Source organism: Pseudomonas bubulae, assembly GCF_900618535.1.
Taxonomy (GTDB): domain Bacteria; phylum Pseudomonadota; class Gammaproteobacteria; order Pseudomonadales; family Pseudomonadaceae; genus Aquipseudomonas; species Aquipseudomonas bubulae.
Genome location: NZ_UYJA01000002.1, coordinates 459,789 through 479,005 on the forward strand (window position 1 = coordinate 459,789; position 19,217 = coordinate 479,005).

The window sequence follows — 19,217 nt, forward strand, 5'->3', positions numbered from 1 at the left end:
GATGAAAATTGTTGAAGCACGCGTGATTGTCACCTGTCCGGGTCGCAACCTGATCACCCTGAAAATCGTCACTGACGAGGGGGTCTACGGCATTGGCGATGCGACTTTGAACGGCCGCGAAATGGCGGTTGTCGCCTACCTCGAAGAACACGTGCTGCCCGCGTTGATCGGACGTGATGCGCGACGTATCGAAGACATCTGGCAGTACCTTTACCGCGGTGCCTACTGGCGCCGTGGCCCTGTGACCATGACCGCCATTGCCGCCGTTGACGTGGCACTGTGGGACATCAAGGCCAAGGCAGCCAACATGCCCCTGTACCAGCTGCTCGGCGGCAAAAGCCGCGAGCGGGTAATGGTCTACGGGCATGCCACGGGCAAGGACATCGAAGGCTGCCTGGCCGAAGTGGCCCGTCATGTGGAACTGGGCTACAAGGCGGTGCGTGTGCAATGCGGCATTCCGGGCATTGCCACCACCTATGGCGTGGCCAAGCGCAGTGGCGAACGCTATGAACCGGCCGACAGCGACCTGCCAGCAGAGCATGTCTGGGACACCGCCAAGTACCTCAATCATGTACCCAAGCTGTTTGCCGCCGTGCGCGAGCGCTTTGGCGATGACCTGCACATCCTGCATGACGTTCACCACCGCCTGACACCGATCGAAGCGGGGCGCCTGGGCAAGGCTGTGGAGCCTTTCAACCTGTTCTGGCTGGAAGACTGCACCCCGGCAGAAAACCAGGAAGCATTTCGACTTATCCGCCAGCACACCACAACCCCGCTGGCGGTGGGTGAAGTATTCAACTCGATTCACGACTGCCGCGAGCTGATTCAGGAACAACTGATCGACTATATCCGCGCCACCCTGGTTCACGCGGGCGGTATTACCCATGTGCGGCGGATCGCCGACTTTGCCGCGTTGTACCAGGTGCGCACCGGCTTTCATGGCGCCACCGACCTGTCGCCGGTGACCATGGGCGCGGCGCTGCATTTCGATACCTGGGTGCCCAACTTCGGCATTCAGGAGCACATGCCCCACGACCCGCTGACTGATGACGTCTTCCCCCATGCCTATCGCTTTGAGGACGGCCATTTCACCCCGGGTGAAACCCCGGGCCATGGCGTCGACATCAACGAAGAACTGGCTGCCAGATACCCCTACAAGCGCGCCAGCCTGCCGGTCAACCGCCTGGAAGATGGCACGCTCTGGCACTGGTAATACCGCTTAAAGCTGATTGCTCGACTGTTTAATAACTATAAAAAACGGGGCGTCATGTCCTGGCAGGAGTTACCCGATGAAAGCGTTTCAAGTAAGAGCTCCCTTTGAATTCGGCCTGGCCCAGGTCGATGTCCCGCAACTGTCTCGCAGTGAAGTCAGGGTCGACGTCGCCTATGCCGGAATCTGCGGTTCGGACCTGCACATCATTCACGGGCAAAACGCCTTTGTGCGCTTCCCTCGGATTACCGGCCATGAGTTTTCCGGAGTGGTCAGCGAAGTGGGTGCAGACGTTACGCAGATCAAGGTCGGCGACCGTGTGTGCATCGACCCGGTGATCAGCTGCGGTACCTGCTACCCGTGCCGCATCAATCGGCCCAATGTGTGCACCCAACTGCAAGTGATCGGTGTGCACCGTGACGGTGGTTTCAGTGAGCAAGTCTGCGTGCCTGCGAGCAATGTTTATCGCCTCCCGGACACTATGTCGCTGAGCCATGCCGCGCTGGTGGAACCGTACTCCATTGCCCTTAACGTGCTGGATCGCATGCAGCCGCACCCCGGCGACAGCCTGCTGATCTACGGCGCCGGGGTGATCGGCCTGACCCTGGTGCAAATGGCCCGGGCATTGGGGCTGACCGACATTACCGTGACTGACGTGATTGACGAGCGCCTGCAAACCGCCCGCGCCCTGGGCGCCAGCCGCACCCTCAACGGCAAGGAAGTGGATGTAGAGGCGACGATGCGCGAGTTGACCCATGGCGAAGGCGTGCCACTGATTGTCGATGCTGCCTGCATCCCGGCGCTGATGCCGCAAATGGTGCGTATTGCCTCACCGGCCGGCCGTATCGGCCTGCTGGGTTTCAGCACCACGCCCACCGATCTGGTGCAGCTGGAAATGATCAAGAAAGAACTGACCCTGGTGGGATCGCGGCTCAACAACCGCAAGTTCGCGCGGGTGATTGAACTGATTGCCAGCGGCAAGTTGCAGGTTCAGGAAATGATCAGCCACCGCATCCAGTTCGATGAAATGCCCGAAGCGATTGCCCTGATCGAAAACCACCCCGAGCAGACCCGCAAGGTGCTGGTGCAACTCAACAGCGCCCTGTAGCCGTTCAGAAGCGCAGCCGCGCTGCGCTTCCGGCGGCTACAGGTCAGGCGTTACGGCTTTCGGCGTCAAGGATTCAACCGATACACGTGCCCCCAGCGGGCACCCTCACCGAATACAAAAACAAGCGGGAGGTTCCAATGTTTGGTCAAGGTCGTACCTTAGTCATCATCATGCTGTTCCTGGCAGGCGTTATTAACTACCTGGATCGCTCGGCATTGTCTGTGGCCGCCCCCTTCATCCAGAAAGACTACGGTCTGACCACGGGTGAGATGGGCATGATTTTCAGCAGTTTTTTCGTCGGCTATGCGGCATTCAACTTTATCGGCGGCTGGGCTGCTGACCGCTACGGGGCGAAAACCACACTGCTGCTGGCCATGGTGCTGTGGTCGTTGTTCAGCGGTCTGACGGTATTGACCGTCGGCTTTATGTCGCTGGTGTTTATCCGCATCCTGTTCGGCATGGGTGAAGGCCCGTTGAGCGTGACCACCAGCAAGATGGTCAACAACTGGTACACCCCCAAGCAACGGGCGCGGGCGCTGGGTTCCTCCATGTCCGGCACCCCGTTGGGGGGGGCGATTTCCGGACCGGTAGTGGGCTTTATCGCCATCAGCTACGGCTGGAAGGTGTCGTTCATCATCATCATGCTGATTGGCCTGGTGTGGGCGGCGGTCTGGTACAAATTCGTCAAGGACAAGCCCACCGGCAAGGTTGCCGAAGAGATTGCGCAAGGCGAAGGCCAGAGCGAGATGGCGGCGCAGCCGGTGCACCCGCTGCGTTACTACCTCAAGCAGCCGACCGTGCTGTTCACCTCGCTGGCGTTCTTTTCGTACAACTACACACTGTTCTTCTTTCTGACCTGGTTCCCCAGCTACCTGACGATGGCCCACGGCCTCAACGTTAAAGAGATGAGTATCGCCACGGTCATTCCATGGTTGCTGGGCTTCCTCGGTTTGGCACTGGGCGGTTTCATTTCCGACTTCGTGTTCAAGAAAACCGGGCGGATGATGTTTTCACGCAAAGTGGTACTGGTGACCTGTCTGCTGGCCTGTGCCGTGTGCATCGGCCTTGCCGGGCTCGTCACCACCCTGTACCCGGCCGTGATTCTGGTGGCCCTGGCGGTGTTCTTTCTGTACCTCACCGGTGCCATTTACTGGGCAATCATCCAGGACACGGTACCTGCTGCCCGCGTCGGCGGAGTCAGTGGCTTCATGCATTTTCTGGCCAACACCTCGGGCATTATCGGTCCGACCCTGACCGGCTTCCTGGTGCAGTTCACTGGTTCGTTCACCAGCGCCTTCCTGTTGGCCGGTGTGCTGACCATCATCGGTGCAGTATGTGTAGCGCGCTATGTCAAACCACTGCCGGTGATCGATGAAGCCGTACCACCAGCAGGCAGCGTCTTGCCGGCTGCCGCCCTGAGCCATCCTTGAGGAGCCTGTCGATGCCTGTGATTCAACCAGTACCCGCAGTGGCCGCAGCAGCTGAAATCGGGATCGTGCATCTGGGCCTGGGGGCGTTTCATCGTGCTCACCAGGCGGTCTATCTGCAACGCCATCACAACCGTCACGGTGAGGGTCCGTGGGGGTTGTGCAGCGCCAACCTGCGTTCCAACCGGACCCTGGTAGAGCAGTTGCGCGAGCAGCAATGCCGTTACTCGGTGGCCGAGTATCGTGACCGCGAGCAGGTGACGTTGCGCGAGATCACGGTATTGCGTGAGGCCCTGTACGCCGGTGATGGCGGCGCGGAACTGGAGCAGCTGTTGCAGCGCATGGCCGATCCGCAGACACGGATTGTGACCCTGACGGTTACCGAAAAAGGTTATTGCCTGAGTCCGGCCACTGGCCAGTTACGCCTGCAAGACCCGGGCGTTATCCACGACCTTGCCCACCCGCAAGCACCACGTACGGCACCGGGGATTGTGCTGGAGGCCCTGCGCCGCCGGTTCCAGGCGGGTATCCCGGCCTTTACCGTGCTGTGCTGCGACAACATGCCGGACAACGGCCAGCGCACCCGTCAGGCGGTCATGGGGTTGGCGGTTAAAGGCAGTGAGCTGGCGCTTTGGATCGGGCAGCACGTGGCATTCCCCGGTTGCATGGTCGACCGCATTGTTCCGGCCATGGATGCGCAAGCGTTCAGCGACCTGCAGCAGCTTGGCTGCCAGGACCCCGCGGCAGTGGTGTGTGAAAGCTTCAGCCAGTGGGTGATCGAGGATCACTTCCCCCAGGGGCGCCCGGACTGGGAGCTGGACGGCGTGCAGATGGTCGCGGATGTGCGGCCGTTCGAGACCATGAAGCTGCGCATGCTCAACGGCAGCCATTCGCTGCTGGCCTATATCGGTTTGCTGGCGGGCCATGAGACGGTATTCGAGGCCATCAGCGATCCTGATTTGCTGTTGTTTATCCAGCGCTATATGGCCCAAGAGGCCGCACCGACGCTGGATATGCCGGCGCAGATCGACGTAACGAGTTATGGCCGTGACCTGTGCGCGCGGTTTGCCAATGACAGCCTGCAACACCGGTTGCGCCAGATCGCCATGGATGGTTCGCAAAAACTGCCGCAGCGCTGGCTCCAGGGTGCACAGGCACTGCTTGAAGCGGGGCGCGACGTTGACTGTATCGCGCTGGGGGTTGCAGCCTGGATTCACTACTGCACCCGGCCTTTGCCGGGCCGTGAAGCCCATGTGGTCGATGACCCGCTAAGCGCCACGTTTGCCGATCTGGCGGGCAGCCTTGACGGGGCACAGCGCGTCGATGCCTTTCTCGATCTGGAGCAGGTATTCCCGCTCGCGCTGTCGGCGCGGCCGGCCTTTCGCGATGCGGTGCAGCGCGCTTACAGCGCCATTGAGCAGGCCGGTATGGCGGCTCAGCTAAAAACTTTTGCAGCACATAACTAACAAGAAGGGAGATAGACATGGAACAGACTTGGCGCTGGTTTGGCCCCCAGGATCCGATTTCACTGGCAGATGTGCGCCAGACCGGAGCCACCGGGATTGTCACTGCCTTGCACGACATCCCCAATGGCCAGGTATGGCCGGTGGCAGCGATTGCGGCACGCAAGCAGATGATCGAAGACGCTGGCCTGACCTGGTCGGTGGTGGAAAGCATTCCGGTGCACGAAGACATCAAGCGCGGCTGTGGTCGCCGTGACGAGTACATCGCCAACTATCAGCAAAGCGTGCGCAATCTGGCGAGTTGCGGCATTGATATCGTCTGCTACAACTTTATGCCGGTGCTGGACTGGACCCGCACCGACCTGGCCTGGGAGATGGATGACGGTGGCTGGGCCCTGCGTTTTGACCAGACCGCCTTTGCCGCATTTGACCTGTTTATCCTCCAGCGCCCGGAGGCGCAGGCCGAGTACAGTGCCGAGGATATCGCGCAAGCCAGGGCCTACTTTGAAAAGCTGACCCCCGAGCAGAATACCAGCCTGGTCAACACGCTGATTGCCGGTCTGCCTGGCGCAGAAGAGCACTACAGCCTGGAAGATTTCCGCGCCTTGCTGCGCACCTACGCCGAGATCGACGAGGCGAAGTTGCGTGAGCACCTGGGGCATTTCTTGCGTGAAGTGATTCCGGTCGCAGAGGAAGTGGGTGTGCGCATGGCCATCCACCCGGACGATCCACCGCGGGCGTTGCTGGGCCTGCCGCGTATCCTGTCGACTGCCGCAGATGCGCAATGGTTGCTGGATGCCGCGCCAAGCCCGGCCAATGGCCTGACTTTTTGCACCGGGTCTTATGGCGTGCGTGAAGACAATGATCTGGTGGCGATGGCCAAACAGTTTGCGCCCTTCATCTACTTCACCCACCTGCGCTCGACCCGCCGCGAGGCCGATCCGCGCAGTTTCCACGAAGCCCATCACCTGGGAGGGGATGTGGACATGGTCGGGGTGATCGGTGCGCTGGTGGCCGAGGATCTGCGCCGTGAACGTGAGGGCGGCCCGCGCTTGCCGCTGCGCCCGGACCACGGTCACCAGTTGCTCGATGACCAGCACCGCAAGAGCAACCCGGGTTATTCGCTGATCGGTCGCCTCAAAGGCCTGGCCGAGATTCGCGGGGTGGAAATGGCGATGCGCCAGCAACTGGCGTGACACCGTTTGCCTTGCACAGCTGACCTGTAGCCGCTGCCGCAGGCTGCGCGCCCCATCGCAGCCTGTGGCAGCGGCGACAGGGATGAATCAATAGGCAAACACCTTGCGGTGCTTTTGCACGAAGTCTTCCCAGCGCACCGGCTGGCGCCCGGTGATCTGGCTGAAATTGTCGAAGGTTTCTTCAACCCCGGGAATTTGCCCGGCGGCCATGCGCGTGAAGTTGTCCTGTACGCAGGTCATATAAGCCATTTCTGCACCTGCCGCGCGCATGTTCTGCACAAATACGTCCGGTGACTGTGCGTCATAACGAAATGGCTGGCCCAGCAGGCGGGTCATGATCGCGGCGATATCGCCATAGGACTGTACGTCGTAGCCCAGTCGATAGGTCTGACCTGCATGCTTTTGCGGGTGCAACAAAGCTTGTGCGGCCACCCGGGCCACATCTTCGCCGTCAACCCAGCTGAACCGCGTATCACCGGTGTACTGCTCGATCACTCCGTTGATGACTGCGCGGGTGCCATCGTAGCTGAGCAGGTTTTGCATAAAGCACTCGGGACGCAAATGGGTAAACGAGAAACCGGACCACTCGATATAACGTTCTACAAACTGGTGCCAGGCCCAGTGGCCGATGGTGGTGTCGTCCCGCCCGCAGGCACCCAGATGCACCAAATGCTGCACGCCGGATTTTTTCGCCTGGTCGATGAATGCCTTGCTCTGGCGCAGCATGTCCACGGTGTAGCCGGTGACCAGCAGGGCGCGGTCGATACCCTCCAGCGCCGGGGCCAGGGTGTGTTCCTGGTCGAAATCCATGATCACGGTGCGAATGCCCTGTGCAGTAAAAGACTGGGCCTTGGCGTGGGAGCGCACGGCCGCGACCAGGGTAATGGTCTTGTCAGCCAGCAGGTTGCGCAGGGTGTCGCCGCCGATCTGGCCGGTGGCGCCGGTGATTAAAACGGTGGGTTTGTGCGAAGTCATAAATACGCCTGATGCTTGAGTAAGTTCGTGGTGTAAAAGCTTACTGGGGAACTGCTGGCGTATTTAGGATGCCTTTTATCTAATAAGATGAACTGAATTCACTAATGAGGGCCGTGCATGTTTGCTTCCGAGCGCCTGAAAGGTATCGATGTATTTGTCTGTGTCGCCGACTCGGGCAGCTTCAGGGCTGCTGCCGAGCGTTTGAACCTGACGGCCTCGGCGATCAGCAAGGGCATCGCCCGGCTGGAAGGCAGGCTTGGGGTGCGCTTGTTCCAGCGCACCACGCGGCGCTTGGCATTGACCGATGGCGGAGCGGCTTTTTACCGGACCTGTATCGGGGTTCTGGCCGAACTGGAGGAGGCCGAGTTGGCCATGCAGGCCGACAATGCCGAGCCGCAGGGCAGGATCCGCATTGACTTGCCGGCGGCCTTCGGGCGTTTGCAGGCGTTGCCGGTGATTTTGCAGTTTGTGCAAAAACACGCACTGCTGCTGCCGCATATTTCGTTCTCCGACCGCTTTATCGACCCGGTCGAAGAGGGTGTGGATATTGTCGTGCGGGTCGGTGGGGCGGATATCTGGCCAGCGGCGCTGGAACATCGCTTTTTGGGGCGCGAGCGGCATGTGTTCTGTGCTGCGCCGGCTTATCTGAGCATTCACGGCACGCCTGTGACCGACCGCGATCTGGAGCATCACCAGTGTGTGGCCTATGGGCGGGCCGACGGCACGGTCAGCCCTTGGAACTTCGCAGGCAGCCGCCCCGGAGAGATAGAGCGCCGGGTGATGCCCGCCAGGTACATCGTAGGAGATGGTGAAGGGCAAGTGATGACGGTGCTGGCGGGATGCGGCATCGCCCAACTGCCCACCTGGCTGATCAAGCAGCATCTGGCTGATGGTTCACTGGTGCAGGTGCTGCCGCATCTGGCGAGCGAGGGGCTGGCGATCAACCTGGTGTGGCCAAAAAGCCGCAAGGCCCTGCCCAAGGTCAGTGCTTTGCTTGATGCCCTGACCGTCGGGCTGATGCCGTTGGCGGATTAATTGGCGGGTTGCACTCGTCCTGTGGGAGCGGGCTTGCTCGCGATTGGATCACTGCGGTTTTACAGTGACAGCGCATCGTCTGCATCGCAGGCAAGCCAGCCCCCACATGTTTTTATGCCGCCTCACAACGGCAGCATCCGGTCCTGAATAACCCGCTTCATTACCAGCGTGGACGTCAGGCGTTGCACATTGGGCAGTGAGGTCAGGCGCTCATCGTAGAGTTGCTGGAACGCCGGCAGGTCGGCGGCGACCACATGCAGCAGGTAGTCCGGGTCACCAAACAGTCTTTGTGCGTCGACGATCTGCGAGGTCTCGATCACTGCCGCTTCAAAATCGGCAATCGCCTGACGGGTCACTTCGCGCAGGGTGACAAACACCATGGCGGAAAAGTTAAGTCCCAGTTCGCCGGGCGCCAGCAGGGCGCGATAGCCAAGAATCACCCCCGAGTCTTCCAGCGCCCGTACGCGCCGATGGCAGGGTGAGAGACTCAAACCCACCCGTTCTGCGAGTTCGGTGAGGGAAAGTCGGCCATCAGCTTGCAGCTGCGCAAGAATATTCCTGTCAATGCGATCCATATGGAAGAACCTTTCCCGTTTATGACTGTTGCTTAGGGTAAACGAAAGATAATCCTGGCGGCATTTGCTTATTCTTCTTTTGCCCGCTGAGACCTTCCCAGAAAGCAGCGGCGCGGGGCTTGTGCCCCATCTCTCATCATCAAAGTTCCAGTGTAGAAAGGAAATGTCCCGTGACTCTCAGCGTCCTGGCCGCGTTTTGGGCGGTATCGTTCTTGTTTATCATCACCCCCGGCGCAGACTGGGCCTATGCGATTTCCGCGGGCATGCGCGGGCGGCTGGTGACGCCAGCGGTGGCGGGTATGCTCTCGGGGCATTTGCTGGCTACGGTGATTGTGGCGGCAGGCGTGGGCGGGCTGGTGGCGCGCAATCCGATGATCCTCAGCGTGCTGACGGTTGCGGGGGCGCTGTATTTGCTCTGGCTGGGTGTGTGCATGCTCAGGGACCCCGCAACCCCCCAGTCCGGGCAGGGGCAGGCGTCTGATTCATGGTCGCGCTGGGCGTGGAAGGGGTTGTGTGTCAGCGGCCTCAATCCCAAGGTGCTGCTGTTGTTTCTGGCGCTTTTGCCGCAGTTCACCGACCCGCTGTCGAACTGGTCGATACCGACACAGATCATTGCCCTGGGCGGGCTGCATGCGGTCAGTTGTGCGCTGGTGTATCTGGCGGTGGGTTTCAGTGCCCACGCCGTGTTGCGCACCCGGCCAGGTGCTGCAAAGAATGTCAGCCGGGTATCGGGGGCGATAATGATCCTGATTGCGGTGGTGCTGCTGGCGGAGCAGGCCTACAGTTGAGGCTTGGCCAACAACCTGAGGAACAAACTGTGGCAGCGACCGGGAAGGATCAGCAAATAACACCGCAGGCGGTAATCGAGTTCTGGAAACAGGCTGGCCCCAGGCACTGGTTTGCCAAGGATGAAGCCTTCGATACCTTGTTTCGCGACACTTTCTACAGCGCTCATTTCCTGGCGGCCAGTCGCAAGTTGGAGCACTGGCTGGCGCAACCTGAAGGCGCCCTGGCGTTGCTGTTGCTGCTGGACCAGTACCCGCGCAATGCCTTTCGTGGAACCGCACATATGTTTGCCACCGACTCGCTGGCGCGCTTTTATGCCCGGGAGATGATCAATGGCGGTATGGACAAGGCGTTCGAGGCCGACTTGCGAGTGTTCTGTTATTTGCCGTTCGAGCATTCCGAAGACAGTGCCGACCAACAGCTGTCCCTGCAACTGCACCACAGTCTTGGGCCGCAAGCCAGCGTCTGGGCTGAAGAACACGCCGTGATCATCCAGCGTTTTGGGCGTTTCCCCCATCGCAATCATGTGCTGGGGCGCGATACCAGCGTGGAGGAACGTACGTTTCTGGATGAAGGCGGGTTTGCCGGGTAAGCCCTGTCTTGACCACCAGCAAGGTGTAACCGCTGGCGGGCAGGCATAATTGCCGCCTGAGCCTGAACACCCTTACCTGATGGAGTGACCGATGAAGTACCCAGCCTTGTTGATCCTTAGCCTTTGTGCCGCGCTGTTGAGTCACGGCGCGATAGCTGCAGGGGATGCCGAAGCGGGGGGCAGGCTGTTCACCAAAACCTGTGGCGGCTGCCACAGCATCGGCGAAAACGCCCGCAATGGTTTTGGTCCGCAACTTAATGGTGTGATCGGACGGCTGGCCGGCACCAGCGAGGGCTACCAGTATTCCGACGCCATGAAAAACTCAGGTGTTGTATGGACGCGGGAAAAACTGGCAGCCTATATAGAAGCACCGAAAAAAGTGGTGAGCGGCACGCGGATGATCTTTTGGGGCATCAGCGATCAAGAGAAAATCGACAATCTGCTGGCCTATATCGAGTCCGTCCAGGGGCAGTGATTACTGCACGTCCTTGAGGTAATCCTTGAGCGTCAGCAGCGCCGGGTGCATTTGCTCCGGGGTCTGCGCACTGCTGAAACCGGCGGCCAGCTTTTGCAGTTCGCGGCCCATGACCGTTTGCGCGCCGCCCAGGGCGTCCAGCGCCAGCGCCACACAGCGCTCGATTTTATCCTGGATGGCGCCCATATCGCCCTTGCGCAGGTCAAAGGCAAAGACATCGCGCTGATAGTCGCTCATGGCCGGGTCGTCGCGCAAAATCGGGCTCGAACCTTCGGACTCGTACGCCAGCTTGAGTGCATAAAGGGCGACTGATTCCAGTGGCAATTCCATCGAAAAGATCCTCTACGTTGATGCCGGGCGGCGATCATCGCTTTTCTGCTGACGAAAAAAAAGGCCAAGGGGCAGCACTAGAGGCTTTCAGCATTTAGGTTGATGCGGTGATACCCTCCGGTTTTTTCAGGGAAGGAAGATGAACATGCGCAAGACAGCGTCAGCCCTGGTAGCTGCAATGGGCTTGCTCGCAGCGGGCGGAGCCGGGGCCTGGACCATGAAGGACGGCGTTATCCAGTTCAGTAACGGCGAAGTGTCTTATTGCGACGGCTGGGCACTTGATGCGGCCTCAATCATGTTGAGTCGACAGGAGGGCAGGCCCGTAGATTATGTCTACGATGCCTACCATGAGCCTTCAGACATCACCAGGAAGATGCGCGTGCTGTTTGTGCGCGATGCCCAGGCATACCCGATAGAAGATACAAAAGAAAAAAAATGGGCTGCTGCAGAAAAGTTCAGCAACAAGGTGAAGGGGCAGTGCTTCAAATCCTATATCGAGCGCGTTCCGCAATCTTGAGCGCCATAACCTGTGGGTGATGGGGGTACGGGCTGAGGGCAAGCAGGTCAGCCCGGGCGGGACAAATCGCAGGCACAAAAAAACCGGCGCGGTGGCCGGTTTCTCTGTGTATCCAGGGTGCATTGAGCGGCACCTTGAATCTATGTTTGGTGCCCCGAGGGAGAATCGAACTCCCACTTCTTTCGAAAACGGATTTTGAATCCGCCGCGTCTACCAATTCCGCCATCAGGGCTCAATGGCGGCGAAGTATAGAGATGAGGTTTAGGTCGGTCAACAACTTATTGGTCTATTTTTGCCAAGTCCGTTAAACTCCCCGGCCCTGCTAGACGAAACCTATCATGCGCGTTGCTGACTTTACTTTCGAACTCCCTGATTCGCTCATCGCACGCCATCCTTTGGCGGAGCGCCGCAACAGTCGCCTGCTGACCCTGGACGGGGAGAGCGGCGTACTGGCACATCGTCAATTCACTGATTTGCTTGAACATTTGCGTCCGGGCGATTTGATGGTGTTTAACAATACCCGGGTGATTCCGGCCCGTCTGTTTGGCCAGAAGGCCTCGGGCGGCAAGCTGGAAATTCTGGTTGAGCGGGTGCTCGACAGCCACCGCGTGCTGGCCCATGTGCGTTCCAGCAAGTCGCCAAAACCCGGGTCGAAGATCCTGATTGATGGCGGTGGCGAAGCCGAGATGCTGGCGCGTCACGATGCGTTGTTCGAGCTGGGCTTTGCCGAAGAGGTATTGCCGCTGCTGGACCGTGTCGGGCATATGCCATTGCCGCCCTATATCGACCGCCCGGACGAAGGTTCGGACCGCGAGCGCTATCAAACGGTCTACGCCCAGCGCCTGGGTGCCGTCGCGGCGCCAACGGCAGGGCTGCACTTTGATGAGCCGCTGATGCAGGCCATCGCCGCCAAAGGCGTCGAGACGGCATTCGTGACCTTGCACGTGGGCGCGGGTACATTCCAGCCGGTGCGGGTCGAGCGTCTTGAAGATCACCATATGCACACCGAGTGGCTCGAAGTGGGCCAGGATGTGGTCGATGCCGTGGCTGCATGCCGTGCGCGCGGCGGGCGGGTGATCGCCGTGGGTACCACCAGCGTGCGTTCGCTGGAAAGTGCCGCGCGTGATGGCGTGCTCAAGCCGTTCAGTGGCGATACCGATATCTTTATCTTCCCCGGTCGACCCTTTCATGTGGTTGACGCGCTGGTGACCAATTTCCATCTGCCGGAATCCACGCTGCTGATGCTGGTTTCGGCATTCGCCGGTTATCCCGAAACCATGGCGGCCTACAAGGCTGCGGTTGAGCATGGGTACCGCTTCTTTAGTTACGGTGATGCAATGTTCATCACCCGCAATCCTGCGCCGACGGCTCCAGCCCCGGCCCCAGAGGATCAAGCATGAGCAACTGTCGTATGTCCTTCGAGCTGCTGGCCACTGATGGCAAGGCTCGTCGCGGTCGTTTGACCTTCCCCCGTGGTGTGGTTGAAACCCCAGCGTTCATGCCGGTCGGTACTTACGGTACGGTCAAGGGCATGCTGCCCCGCGATATCGAAGCGATCGGCGCGCAGATGATTTTGGGCAATACCTTCCACCTGTGGCTGCGCCCAGGCACTGAAGTCATCAAAAAACACGGCGACCTGCACGATTTCATGAAGTGGCAGGGCCCGATCCTGACCGACTCCGGCGGTTTCCAGGTGTTCAGCCTGGGCGCCATGCGCAAGATCAAGGAAGAAGGTGTGACCTTCGCTTCGCCGGTAGATGGTGCCAAGGTGTTCATGGGCCCCGAAGAGTCGATGCAGGTCCAGCGCGATCTGGGCTCTGACGTGGTGATGATTTTCGACGAATGCACCCCGTACCCGGCCGATGAAGACACTGCCCGTGTCTCCATGGAGCTGTCGTTGCGCTGGGCGCAGCGCTCCAAGAATGCCCATGGCGACAACACGGCGGCACTGTTCGGTATCGTTCAGGGCGGCATGCACCAGAACCTGCGCGAGCGCTCGCTCGAAGGCCTGAACAAGATCGGCTTCGACGGCCTGGCCATCGGCGGTTTGTCGGTAGGCGAGCCCAAGCACGAAATGATCAAGGTGCTGGATTACCTGCCGGCGATGATGCCTGCTGACAAACCTCGTTACCTTATGGGGGTTGGCAAGCCGGAAGATCTCGTTGAGGGTGTGCGCCGCGGTGTGGACATGTTCGATTGCGTGATGCCAACCCGCAATGCCCGCAATGGGCATCTGTTTATCGACACGGGTGTCATCAAGATCCGCAACGCGTTCCATCGCCATGATGATTCGCCGCTGGATCCGACCTGCGATTGCTACACCTGCCAGAACTTCTCCCGCGCTTATCTGCATCACCTGGACAAGTGCGGCGAAATGCTGGGTAGCATGCTCAATACCATCCATAATTTGCGCCACTATCAGGTGCTCATGGCTGGTTTGCGCGAGGCTATTCAACAGGGTACATTGGCCACCTTTGTCGACGCCTTCTATGCCAAGCGCGGGCTGCCTGTGCCGCCCTTGGACTGAGTTTCGGACCTTTAAGAAACAACATTGCAACTGGAGTGCTTAATGAGCTTTTTCATCTCTTCCGCTTTCGCGGACGCTGCTGCACCTGCTGCTGCCCCAATGGGTGGCGGTTTTGAATGGATCTTCCTGGTCGGCTTCCTGGTCATCTTCTACCTGATGATCTGGCGTCCACAGGCCAAGCGCGCTAAAGAGCAGAAAGCCCTGTTGGGTAACCTGCAAAAAGGCGACGAAATCGTGACCACTGGCGGCATCGCCGGCAAAATCGTCAAGGTTTCCGATGCTTTTGTTGTCATCGAAGTGTCTGACACTGTCGAGCTGAAAATTCAGAAAGGCTCGGTTGCAGCCACGTTGCCTAAAGGCACGCTGAAAGCGATCTAAGTTTCAACTTTCAACAATCGACGGGGCGCGCAAGGCGCCCCGCGTTTTAAGCGGGCGGCGTGATTGATGCTGAACAAATACCCTCTGTGGAAATACATACTGATCCTGGCAGTGCTGGCGATCGGTTTTATTTATTCCGCTCCCAATCTGTACCCTGATGATCCGGCCATTCAAGTGTCGGGTGCGAGCACGGCCCTGCAGGTCACTCAAGCTGATCTGGATCGCGCAAGCAAGGCGCTGACGGATGCAGGCATTGAAGTCAAGGGTGCTTCCCTGGCCCAGAACGGCAAAGGTGGTTTGCTGCGCCTGGTCAAGAAAGACGACCAGTTGCCAGCCAAGGATGTTGTACGCAAGGCTCTGGGTGACGATTATGTCGTAGCGCTCAACCTGGCACAGACCACGCCACAATGGTTGCGCAGTCTGGGTGCTCACCCGATGAAACTGGGTCTGGACTTGTCGGGCGGTGTGCACTTCCTGCTGGAAGTGGACATGGACAAAGCTGTCGATGCACGCATGAAAGTGTACGAGAGCGATGTCAAAAGCCTGTTGCGTAAAGAAAAAGTGCGTTATCGCAGCCTGCCGCAACTCAACGGTGCCATTCAGTTGGGCTTCACTGATGAAGCTGTCCGTGAGCAAGCGCGTAGCCTGATCCGTAAAAGCTTCAATGATTTCGACATTACCGCTGCAGACCTGAACGGTCAGCCGGTTCTGCGTCTGGCGATGACCCCGGCCAAGCTGGCGGAAATCCGTGAATATTCCATCAAGCAAAACCTGACAACCGTCCGTAACCGGGTCAACGAGTTGGGTGTTGCCGAGCCTCTGGTTCAGCGTCAGGGTGCCAACCGCATCGTGGTTGAGCTGCCGGGCGTGCAAGACACCGCCGAAGCCAAGCGTATCCTGGGCAAGACGGCCAACCTTGAGTTCCGTCTGGCGGCCGAGCCGGGCGCTTCCAAAGCGACGTCCGAAACTTTCGAGTTCCGTGAAGGTAACCGTCCTGGCGCGCAAATCGAGCGTGGTCTGATCATCACCGGTGACCAAGTAACCGATGCTCAGGCAGGCTTTGATGAGCACGGCCGGCCACAAGTGAACATCAAGCTTGATGGTCACGGTGGCGAGCTGATGAGTCGTTCGACGCGCAGCAACGTTGGTCGCAGCATGGCGGTAATCTTCATCGAGCAGAAGCCGGTGACGACTTACACCAAGCAAGTGGTTGACGGTGTCGAGAAGGACGTACCGGTTCAGTCGTTCAAAGAAGAGAAGAAGATCATCAGCCTGGCGACCATCCAGTCGCCGCTGGGCAGTCAGTTCCGGATTACCGGTCTGAATGGCCAGGGTGAGGCTTCCGAGCTGGCACTGCTGTTGCGTGCCGGTGGTCTGGCCGCTCCAATGTACTTCGCTGAAGAGCGCACCATTGGCCCGAGCCTGGGTGCTGACAACATTACCAAGGGTGTCGATGCATCGCTGTGGGGCATGTTGTTCGTGTCGATCTTCATCATCGCCATCTACCGTTTCTTCGGTGTGATCGCGACGGTGGCACTGGCGGGCAACATGGTCTTGCTGCTGGCGCTGATGTCGGTGCTGGGTGCAACCCTGACCCTGCCGGGCATTGCCGGTATCGTGTTGACGATGGGTATGGCGGTCGATGCCAACGTACTGATCTTCTCGCGTATACGTGAAGAGCTGGCCAATGGCATGACACCGCAGCGGGCGATCAACGAAGGTTTCAACCGTGCCTTTACCGCCATCGTTGACTCCAACCTGACAACCCTGCTGGTCGGCGGGATCCTCTTCGCCATGGGTACCGGGCCGGTTAAAGGCTTTGCGGTGACCATGTCGCTGGGTATCTTTACCTCGATGTTCACGGCCATTATGGTCACCCGCGCACTGGTCAACCTGGTGTATGGCGGTCGGGACTTCAAGAAGTTGTGGATTTAAGGGGCTGCCATGTTACGTACAATCAACTTCATGGGCGTTCGCAACGTAGCGTTCGGCGTCACTGTACTGCTTACCGTGCTGGCCTTGTTCAGCATGTTCCACAAGGGCATGAACTACGGCCTGGACTTCACCGGCGGTACGCTTATCGAGCTGACCTACGAGAAGCCGGCTGATCTGACCAAGGTGCGTAACGAACTGGTTTCGGCCGGCTTCCACGATGCCGTGGTGCAGAGCTTTGGTGCGACGACCGACTTGCTGGTGCGTATGCCCGGCGATGATCCGTTGCTGGGCAACAAGGTAGCGGCTGCGCTGGGTCAGGCAGATACCAGCAATCCGGCGGTGATCAAGCGCGTCGAGTTCGTTGGCCCGCAGGTGGGTGAAGAGCTGCGCGACCAGGGCGGCCTCGGCATGCTGATGGCGCTGGGCGGCATCATGCTTTACCTGGCCTTCCGCTTTCAGTGGAAGTTCGCTGTCGGCGCGATCGTGTCCCTGGTTCACGACGTGATCGTGACCATGGGCGTGCTGTCGTGGTTCCAGATCACCTTCGACCTGACGGTATTGGCGGCGGTGCTGGCGATCATCGGTTACTCGCTCAACGACACCATTGTGGTATTTGACCGGGTGCGCGAGAACTTCCGGGTTCTGCGCAAGGCCAGCCTGATCGACAACATCAACATCTCGACCACGCAAACCTTGCTGCGCACCATGGCGACATCGATCTCCACCTTGCTGGCCATTGCCGCATTGCTGATTTTCGGTGGCGACAACCTGTGGGGCTTCTCGATTGCCCTGTTCGTGGGTGTTCTGGCGGGTACTTATTCGTCGATCTACATCGCCAACGTGGTGCTGATCTGGCTGAATCTCAGTGCAGAGGATCTGATCCCGCCTGCGGCGAGTGAGAAGGAAGTCGATGATCGTCCATAACCAATAGTTATCGACGACTGTCACCTAAAAGGCGCGAGTTATTGAACTCGCGCCTTTTTTTGTGCTCCAACTCCAGGATTGGTGTGGGACTGTTCCCACTTAAGATGGTCTGGAGGTTCACGTGAACAAGTCATTGCTGGTGGGTGCTGTACTGGGTGCTGTCGGTGTTACAGCCGGTGGTGCTTTTGCCACTTACAGCTTGGTGAAAGGCCCTGAGTCTGCGCAGGTGCTGGCCGTTGTGCCGGTCAACCAGCAGATCAAAACGCCGCGTGAGGTGTGCAAGGATGTGACTGTGACGCGTCAGGCGCCGGTCAAGGATCAGCATCAGATTGTCGGCAGCGTGATTGGTGCTGTCGCCGGCGGCTTGCTGGGTAATCAGGTGGGCGGCGGTAACGGCAAAAAGATCGCGACGGTTGCCGGTGCGGTGGGTGGCGGTTATGCCGGTAACAAGGTGCAGGAAGGCATGCAGGAGCGTGATACCTACACCACGACCCAGACGCGTTGCAACACGGTCAATGACATCAGCAGCAAGGTCGTCGGCTATGACGTGCGCTATTCGCTCAATGGCAAGGAAGGCAAGGTGCGTATGGATCACGAACCGGGCAATGAAATTGCCGTGGACAAGGAAGGCAAGCTGATCCTGAATTAAATTCTTGTGGGAGCGGGCTTGCTCGCGATGCAGGCAGCGCGGTCTGTCAGGCAAATCGCGGTGATGCTATCGCGGGCAAGCCCGCTCCCACAGGGTGGGGTAATTGCAAGGCCAAAAAAAAGCACCCCGAAGGGTGCTTTTTTTGTCTGCGGTATTCGCTTAGCGTTTCAGCGAGGTTGGCAGGTGAGGCTGGATTGCAGTCAGGACAGCTTTGAAGCACTTGGTGTTACCGGCAACGATATGACCTTTTTCAAGGAAATCGTGGCTACCGGTAAAGTCGCTGACCAGGCCGCCTGCTTCTTGAATCAGCAGTGCGCCTGCAGCCATGTCCCACTCGGACAGGCCCGACTCCCAGAATGCATCGAAACGACCTGCAGCCACGTAGGCCAGATCCAGGCTGGCAGCGCCTGCGCGACGGATACCGGCAGTCTGGCCAACCAGGCTGCGGAACATGCCCAGGTAGTTGTCCAGGTTGTCCATCTGGTTGTCACGGAACGGGAACCCGGTACCCAGCAGGGCGCCTTCCAGGCTGGTACGACCGCTAACACGCAGGCGGCGACCGTTCAGTTGGGCGCCACGGCCACGGCTGGCGGTGAATTCTTCCTGGCGAACCGGGTCAAGAACCACTGCGTGCTCAAGGCGGCCGCGGTATTTGCAGGCGATGCTGACGGCGAAGTGTGGAACGCCGCGCAGGAAGTTGGTGGTGCCATCCAGTGGGTCAATGATCCACAGGTAGTCTTCACCTTCACCGCTGCCTGGGTGCATGCCGGTTTCTTCACCGAGGATGCCGTGCGTCGGGTAAGCCTTGCGCAGGGCGTCGATGATTTTCTGTTCAGCAGCACGATCGACTTCAGAGACGTAATCCTTGGCGTCTTTTTCGTCAACCTTGATGGTATCCAGGCGCTCGATGGAGCGGAAAATCAATTCACTGGCGCTGCGGGCGGCGCGCAGCGCGATATTCAGCATGGGCTGCATGGACGTTTCACCTAAGGTTGTTAAAGAAAGCCGAATATTCTATCAGAAAACTTTGGTAGATGAAGGTTTGCGTTAGCTTTCGTAGCTTATGACGTTTTGCTTAGGTAAGATTTGCTCCCTTTTGCTGGTCTGTGAGCGCT

The 19,217-nt window shown here is 59.2% G+C and carries 20 protein-coding genes and 1 tRNA gene; 16 read left to right on the forward strand and 5 right to left on the reverse strand.

Going from position 1 to position 19,217, the window contains the following annotated elements:
• Nucleotide 1 precedes the first annotated feature (1 nt).
• From manD to uxuA, 5 genes are all read left to right on the forward strand, one after another.
• The gene (gene manD / locus PPTH39_RS08780; RefSeq protein WP_095001487.1) at nucleotides 2-1,213 is read left to right on the forward strand and encodes a D-mannonate dehydratase ManD; all 1,212 of its coding nucleotides are present in this window, start codon (nucleotides 2-4) and stop codon (nucleotides 1,211-1,213) included.
• Nucleotides 1,214-1,289: 76 nt separating this feature from the next.
• The gene (locus PPTH39_RS08785; protein WP_095026411.1) at nucleotides 1,290-2,318 is read left to right on the forward strand and encodes a Zn-dependent oxidoreductase; all 1,029 of its coding nucleotides are present in this window, start codon (nucleotides 1,290-1,292) and stop codon (nucleotides 2,316-2,318) included.
• 137 nt (nucleotides 2,319-2,455) lie between these two features.
• Nucleotides 2,456-3,748: an MFS transporter gene (locus tag PPTH39_RS08790; protein WP_095001485.1), complete on the forward strand. Its 1,293-nt coding sequence runs from the start codon at nucleotides 2,456-2,458 to the stop codon at nucleotides 3,746-3,748.
• A gap of 11 nt (nucleotides 3,749-3,759) precedes the next feature.
• On the forward strand, nucleotides 3,760-5,211 hold the full coding sequence (locus tag PPTH39_RS08795) for a mannitol dehydrogenase family protein (protein WP_095020363.1): 1,452 nt from the start codon (nucleotides 3,760-3,762) through the stop codon (nucleotides 5,209-5,211).
• A gap of 17 nt (nucleotides 5,212-5,228) precedes the next feature.
• A complete protein-coding gene (gene uxuA / locus PPTH39_RS08800; RefSeq protein WP_095018325.1) occupies nucleotides 5,229-6,404 on the forward strand; it encodes a mannonate dehydratase in 1,176 nt (391 codons plus the stop codon).
• Nucleotides 6,405-6,491: 87 nt separating this feature from the next.
• Here the strand turns inward: uxuA and PPTH39_RS08805 are convergent, their stop codons facing one another.
• Complete coding sequence (locus PPTH39_RS08805) at nucleotides 6,492-7,379, reverse strand: SDR family oxidoreductase (protein ID WP_095025431.1); 888 nt, start codon at nucleotides 7,377-7,379, stop codon at nucleotides 6,492-6,494.
• Nucleotides 7,380-7,496: 117 nt separating this feature from the next.
• Between PPTH39_RS08805 and PPTH39_RS08810 the strand changes: the two genes are divergently transcribed.
• A complete protein-coding gene (locus PPTH39_RS08810; RefSeq protein WP_130871878.1) occupies nucleotides 7,497-8,414 on the forward strand; it encodes a LysR family transcriptional regulator in 918 nt (305 codons plus the stop codon).
• 122 nt (nucleotides 8,415-8,536) lie between these two features.
• Here the strand turns inward: PPTH39_RS08810 and PPTH39_RS08815 are convergent, their stop codons facing one another.
• Nucleotides 8,537-8,989 carry an Lrp/AsnC family transcriptional regulator gene (locus PPTH39_RS08815; protein WP_095018326.1) on the reverse strand — a complete coding sequence of 151 codons (453 nt, stop codon included), beginning with the start codon at nucleotides 8,987-8,989 and terminating at the stop codon, nucleotides 8,537-8,539.
• Nucleotides 8,990-9,159: 170 nt separating this feature from the next.
• Here PPTH39_RS08815 and PPTH39_RS08820 point away from each other — a divergent pair, with 170 nt between their 5' ends.
• The 3 genes from PPTH39_RS08820 to PPTH39_RS08830 all read left to right on the forward strand — a co-directional run bounded on the left by PPTH39_RS08820 (nucleotide 9,160) and on the right by PPTH39_RS08830 (nucleotide 10,842).
• Nucleotides 9,160-9,777: a LysE family translocator gene (locus tag PPTH39_RS08820; protein WP_016779589.1), complete on the forward strand. Its 618-nt coding sequence runs from the start codon at nucleotides 9,160-9,162 to the stop codon at nucleotides 9,775-9,777.
• A gap of 29 nt (nucleotides 9,778-9,806) precedes the next feature.
• The gene (locus PPTH39_RS08825) at nucleotides 9,807-10,367 is read left to right on the forward strand and encodes a DUF924 family protein (protein WP_130871879.1); all 561 of its coding nucleotides are present in this window, start codon (nucleotides 9,807-9,809) and stop codon (nucleotides 10,365-10,367) included.
• A 91-nt stretch (nucleotides 10,368-10,458) separates the two neighbouring features.
• Complete coding sequence (locus tag PPTH39_RS08830; RefSeq protein WP_095020368.1) at nucleotides 10,459-10,842, forward strand: c-type cytochrome; 384 nt, start codon at nucleotides 10,459-10,461, stop codon at nucleotides 10,840-10,842.
• Here the strand turns inward: PPTH39_RS08830 and PPTH39_RS08835 are convergent, their stop codons facing one another.
• Nucleotides 10,843-11,172: a hypothetical protein gene (locus PPTH39_RS08835; RefSeq protein WP_095001478.1), complete on the reverse strand. Its 330-nt coding sequence runs from the start codon at nucleotides 11,170-11,172 to the stop codon at nucleotides 10,843-10,845. It lies immediately after the preceding gene.
• A 139-nt stretch (nucleotides 11,173-11,311) separates the two neighbouring features.
• Between PPTH39_RS08835 and PPTH39_RS08840 the strand changes: the two genes are divergently transcribed.
• A complete protein-coding gene (locus PPTH39_RS08840; RefSeq protein WP_130871880.1) occupies nucleotides 11,312-11,689 on the forward strand; it encodes a hypothetical protein in 378 nt (125 codons plus the stop codon).
• A 147-nt stretch (nucleotides 11,690-11,836) separates the two neighbouring features.
• Here the strand turns inward: PPTH39_RS08840 and PPTH39_RS08845 are convergent.
• Nucleotides 11,837-11,921: transfer RNA gene (locus tag PPTH39_RS08845), tRNA-Leu, on the reverse strand.
• A 106-nt stretch (nucleotides 11,922-12,027) separates the two neighbouring features.
• On the opposite strand from PPTH39_RS08845, the gene queA reads away from it, so the two are divergent.
• From queA to PPTH39_RS08875, 6 genes are all read left to right on the forward strand, one after another.
• Complete coding sequence (gene queA / locus PPTH39_RS08850; RefSeq protein WP_095025428.1) at nucleotides 12,028-13,089, forward strand: tRNA preQ1(34) S-adenosylmethionine ribosyltransferase-isomerase QueA; 1,062 nt, start codon at nucleotides 12,028-12,030, stop codon at nucleotides 13,087-13,089.
• 11 nt (nucleotides 13,090-13,100) lie between these two features.
• Nucleotides 13,101-14,216 carry a tRNA guanosine(34) transglycosylase Tgt gene (tgt, locus tag PPTH39_RS08855; protein ID WP_083369874.1) on the forward strand — a complete coding sequence of 372 codons (1,116 nt, stop codon included), beginning with the start codon at nucleotides 13,101-13,103 and terminating at the stop codon, nucleotides 14,214-14,216.
• A 42-nt stretch (nucleotides 14,217-14,258) separates the two neighbouring features.
• Nucleotides 14,259-14,594: a preprotein translocase subunit YajC gene (gene yajC / locus PPTH39_RS08860; protein WP_095001475.1), complete on the forward strand. Its 336-nt coding sequence runs from the start codon at nucleotides 14,259-14,261 to the stop codon at nucleotides 14,592-14,594.
• Between the two features lie 66 nt (nucleotides 14,595-14,660).
• Entirely contained in the window at nucleotides 14,661-16,529 is a 1,869-nt protein-coding gene (gene secD / locus PPTH39_RS08865) for a protein translocase subunit SecD (protein WP_095001474.1), read from the forward strand.
• A 9-nt stretch (nucleotides 16,530-16,538) separates the two neighbouring features.
• A complete protein-coding gene (gene secF / locus PPTH39_RS08870; RefSeq protein WP_095001473.1) occupies nucleotides 16,539-17,453 on the forward strand; it encodes a protein translocase subunit SecF in 915 nt (304 codons plus the stop codon).
• Nucleotides 17,454-17,574: 121 nt separating this feature from the next.
• Nucleotides 17,575-18,102 carry a glycine zipper 2TM domain-containing protein gene (locus PPTH39_RS08875; protein ID WP_095001472.1) on the forward strand — a complete coding sequence of 176 codons (528 nt, stop codon included), beginning with the start codon at nucleotides 17,575-17,577 and terminating at the stop codon, nucleotides 18,100-18,102.
• Between the two features lie 159 nt (nucleotides 18,103-18,261).
• On the opposite strand, the gene suhB is transcribed toward PPTH39_RS08875, so the two are convergent.
• The gene (gene suhB, locus PPTH39_RS08880) at nucleotides 18,262-19,077 is read right to left on the reverse strand and encodes a type III secretion system regulator SuhB (protein WP_016779599.1); all 816 of its coding nucleotides are present in this window, start codon (nucleotides 19,075-19,077) and stop codon (nucleotides 18,262-18,264) included.
• Nucleotides 19,078-19,217 lie beyond the last annotated feature (140 nt).

Excerpts from the sequence above, each read along its gene's own strand:
- queA (WP_095025428.1), top strand. The coding sequence starts at position 12,028 with ATGCGCGTTGCTGACTTTACTTTCGAACTCCCTGATTCGCTCATCGCA.
- yajC (WP_095001475.1), top strand. The coding sequence starts at position 14,259 with ATGAGCTTTTTCATCTCTTCCGCTTTCGCGGACGCTGCTGCACCTGCT.
- PPTH39_RS08795 (WP_095020363.1), top strand. The coding sequence starts at position 3,760 with ATGCCTGTGATTCAACCAGTACCCGCAGTGGCCGCAGCAGCTGAAATC.
- PPTH39_RS08835 (WP_095001478.1), bottom strand. The coding sequence starts at position 11,172 with ATGGAATTGCCACTGGAATCAGTCGCCCTTTATGCACTCAAGCTGGCG.
- suhB (WP_016779599.1), bottom strand. The coding sequence starts at position 19,077 with ATGCAGCCCATGCTGAATATCGCGCTGCGCGCCGCCCGCAGCGCCAGT.
- manD (WP_095001487.1), top strand. The coding sequence starts at position 2 with ATGAAAATTGTTGAAGCACGCGTGATTGTCACCTGTCCGGGTCGCAAC.
- PPTH39_RS08810 (WP_130871878.1), top strand. The coding sequence starts at position 7,497 with ATGTTTGCTTCCGAGCGCCTGAAAGGTATCGATGTATTTGTCTGTGTC.
- PPTH39_RS08840 (WP_130871880.1), top strand. The coding sequence starts at position 11,312 with ATGAACATGCGCAAGACAGCGTCAGCCCTGGTAGCTGCAATGGGCTTG.
- PPTH39_RS08805 (WP_095025431.1), bottom strand. The coding sequence starts at position 7,379 with ATGACTTCGCACAAACCCACCGTTTTAATCACCGGCGCCACCGGCCAG.
- PPTH39_RS08830 (WP_095020368.1), top strand. The coding sequence starts at position 10,459 with ATGAAGTACCCAGCCTTGTTGATCCTTAGCCTTTGTGCCGCGCTGTTG.
- secD (WP_095001474.1), top strand. The coding sequence starts at position 14,661 with ATGCTGAACAAATACCCTCTGTGGAAATACATACTGATCCTGGCAGTG.
- PPTH39_RS08785 (WP_095026411.1), top strand. The coding sequence starts at position 1,290 with ATGAAAGCGTTTCAAGTAAGAGCTCCCTTTGAATTCGGCCTGGCCCAG.
- tgt (WP_083369874.1), top strand. The coding sequence starts at position 13,101 with ATGTCCTTCGAGCTGCTGGCCACTGATGGCAAGGCTCGTCGCGGTCGT.
- uxuA (WP_095018325.1), top strand. The coding sequence starts at position 5,229 with ATGGAACAGACTTGGCGCTGGTTTGGCCCCCAGGATCCGATTTCACTG.
- secF (WP_095001473.1), top strand. The coding sequence starts at position 16,539 with ATGTTACGTACAATCAACTTCATGGGCGTTCGCAACGTAGCGTTCGGC.
- PPTH39_RS08815 (WP_095018326.1), bottom strand. The coding sequence starts at position 8,989 with ATGGATCGCATTGACAGGAATATTCTTGCGCAGCTGCAAGCTGATGGC.
- PPTH39_RS08790 (WP_095001485.1), top strand. The coding sequence starts at position 2,456 with ATGTTTGGTCAAGGTCGTACCTTAGTCATCATCATGCTGTTCCTGGCA.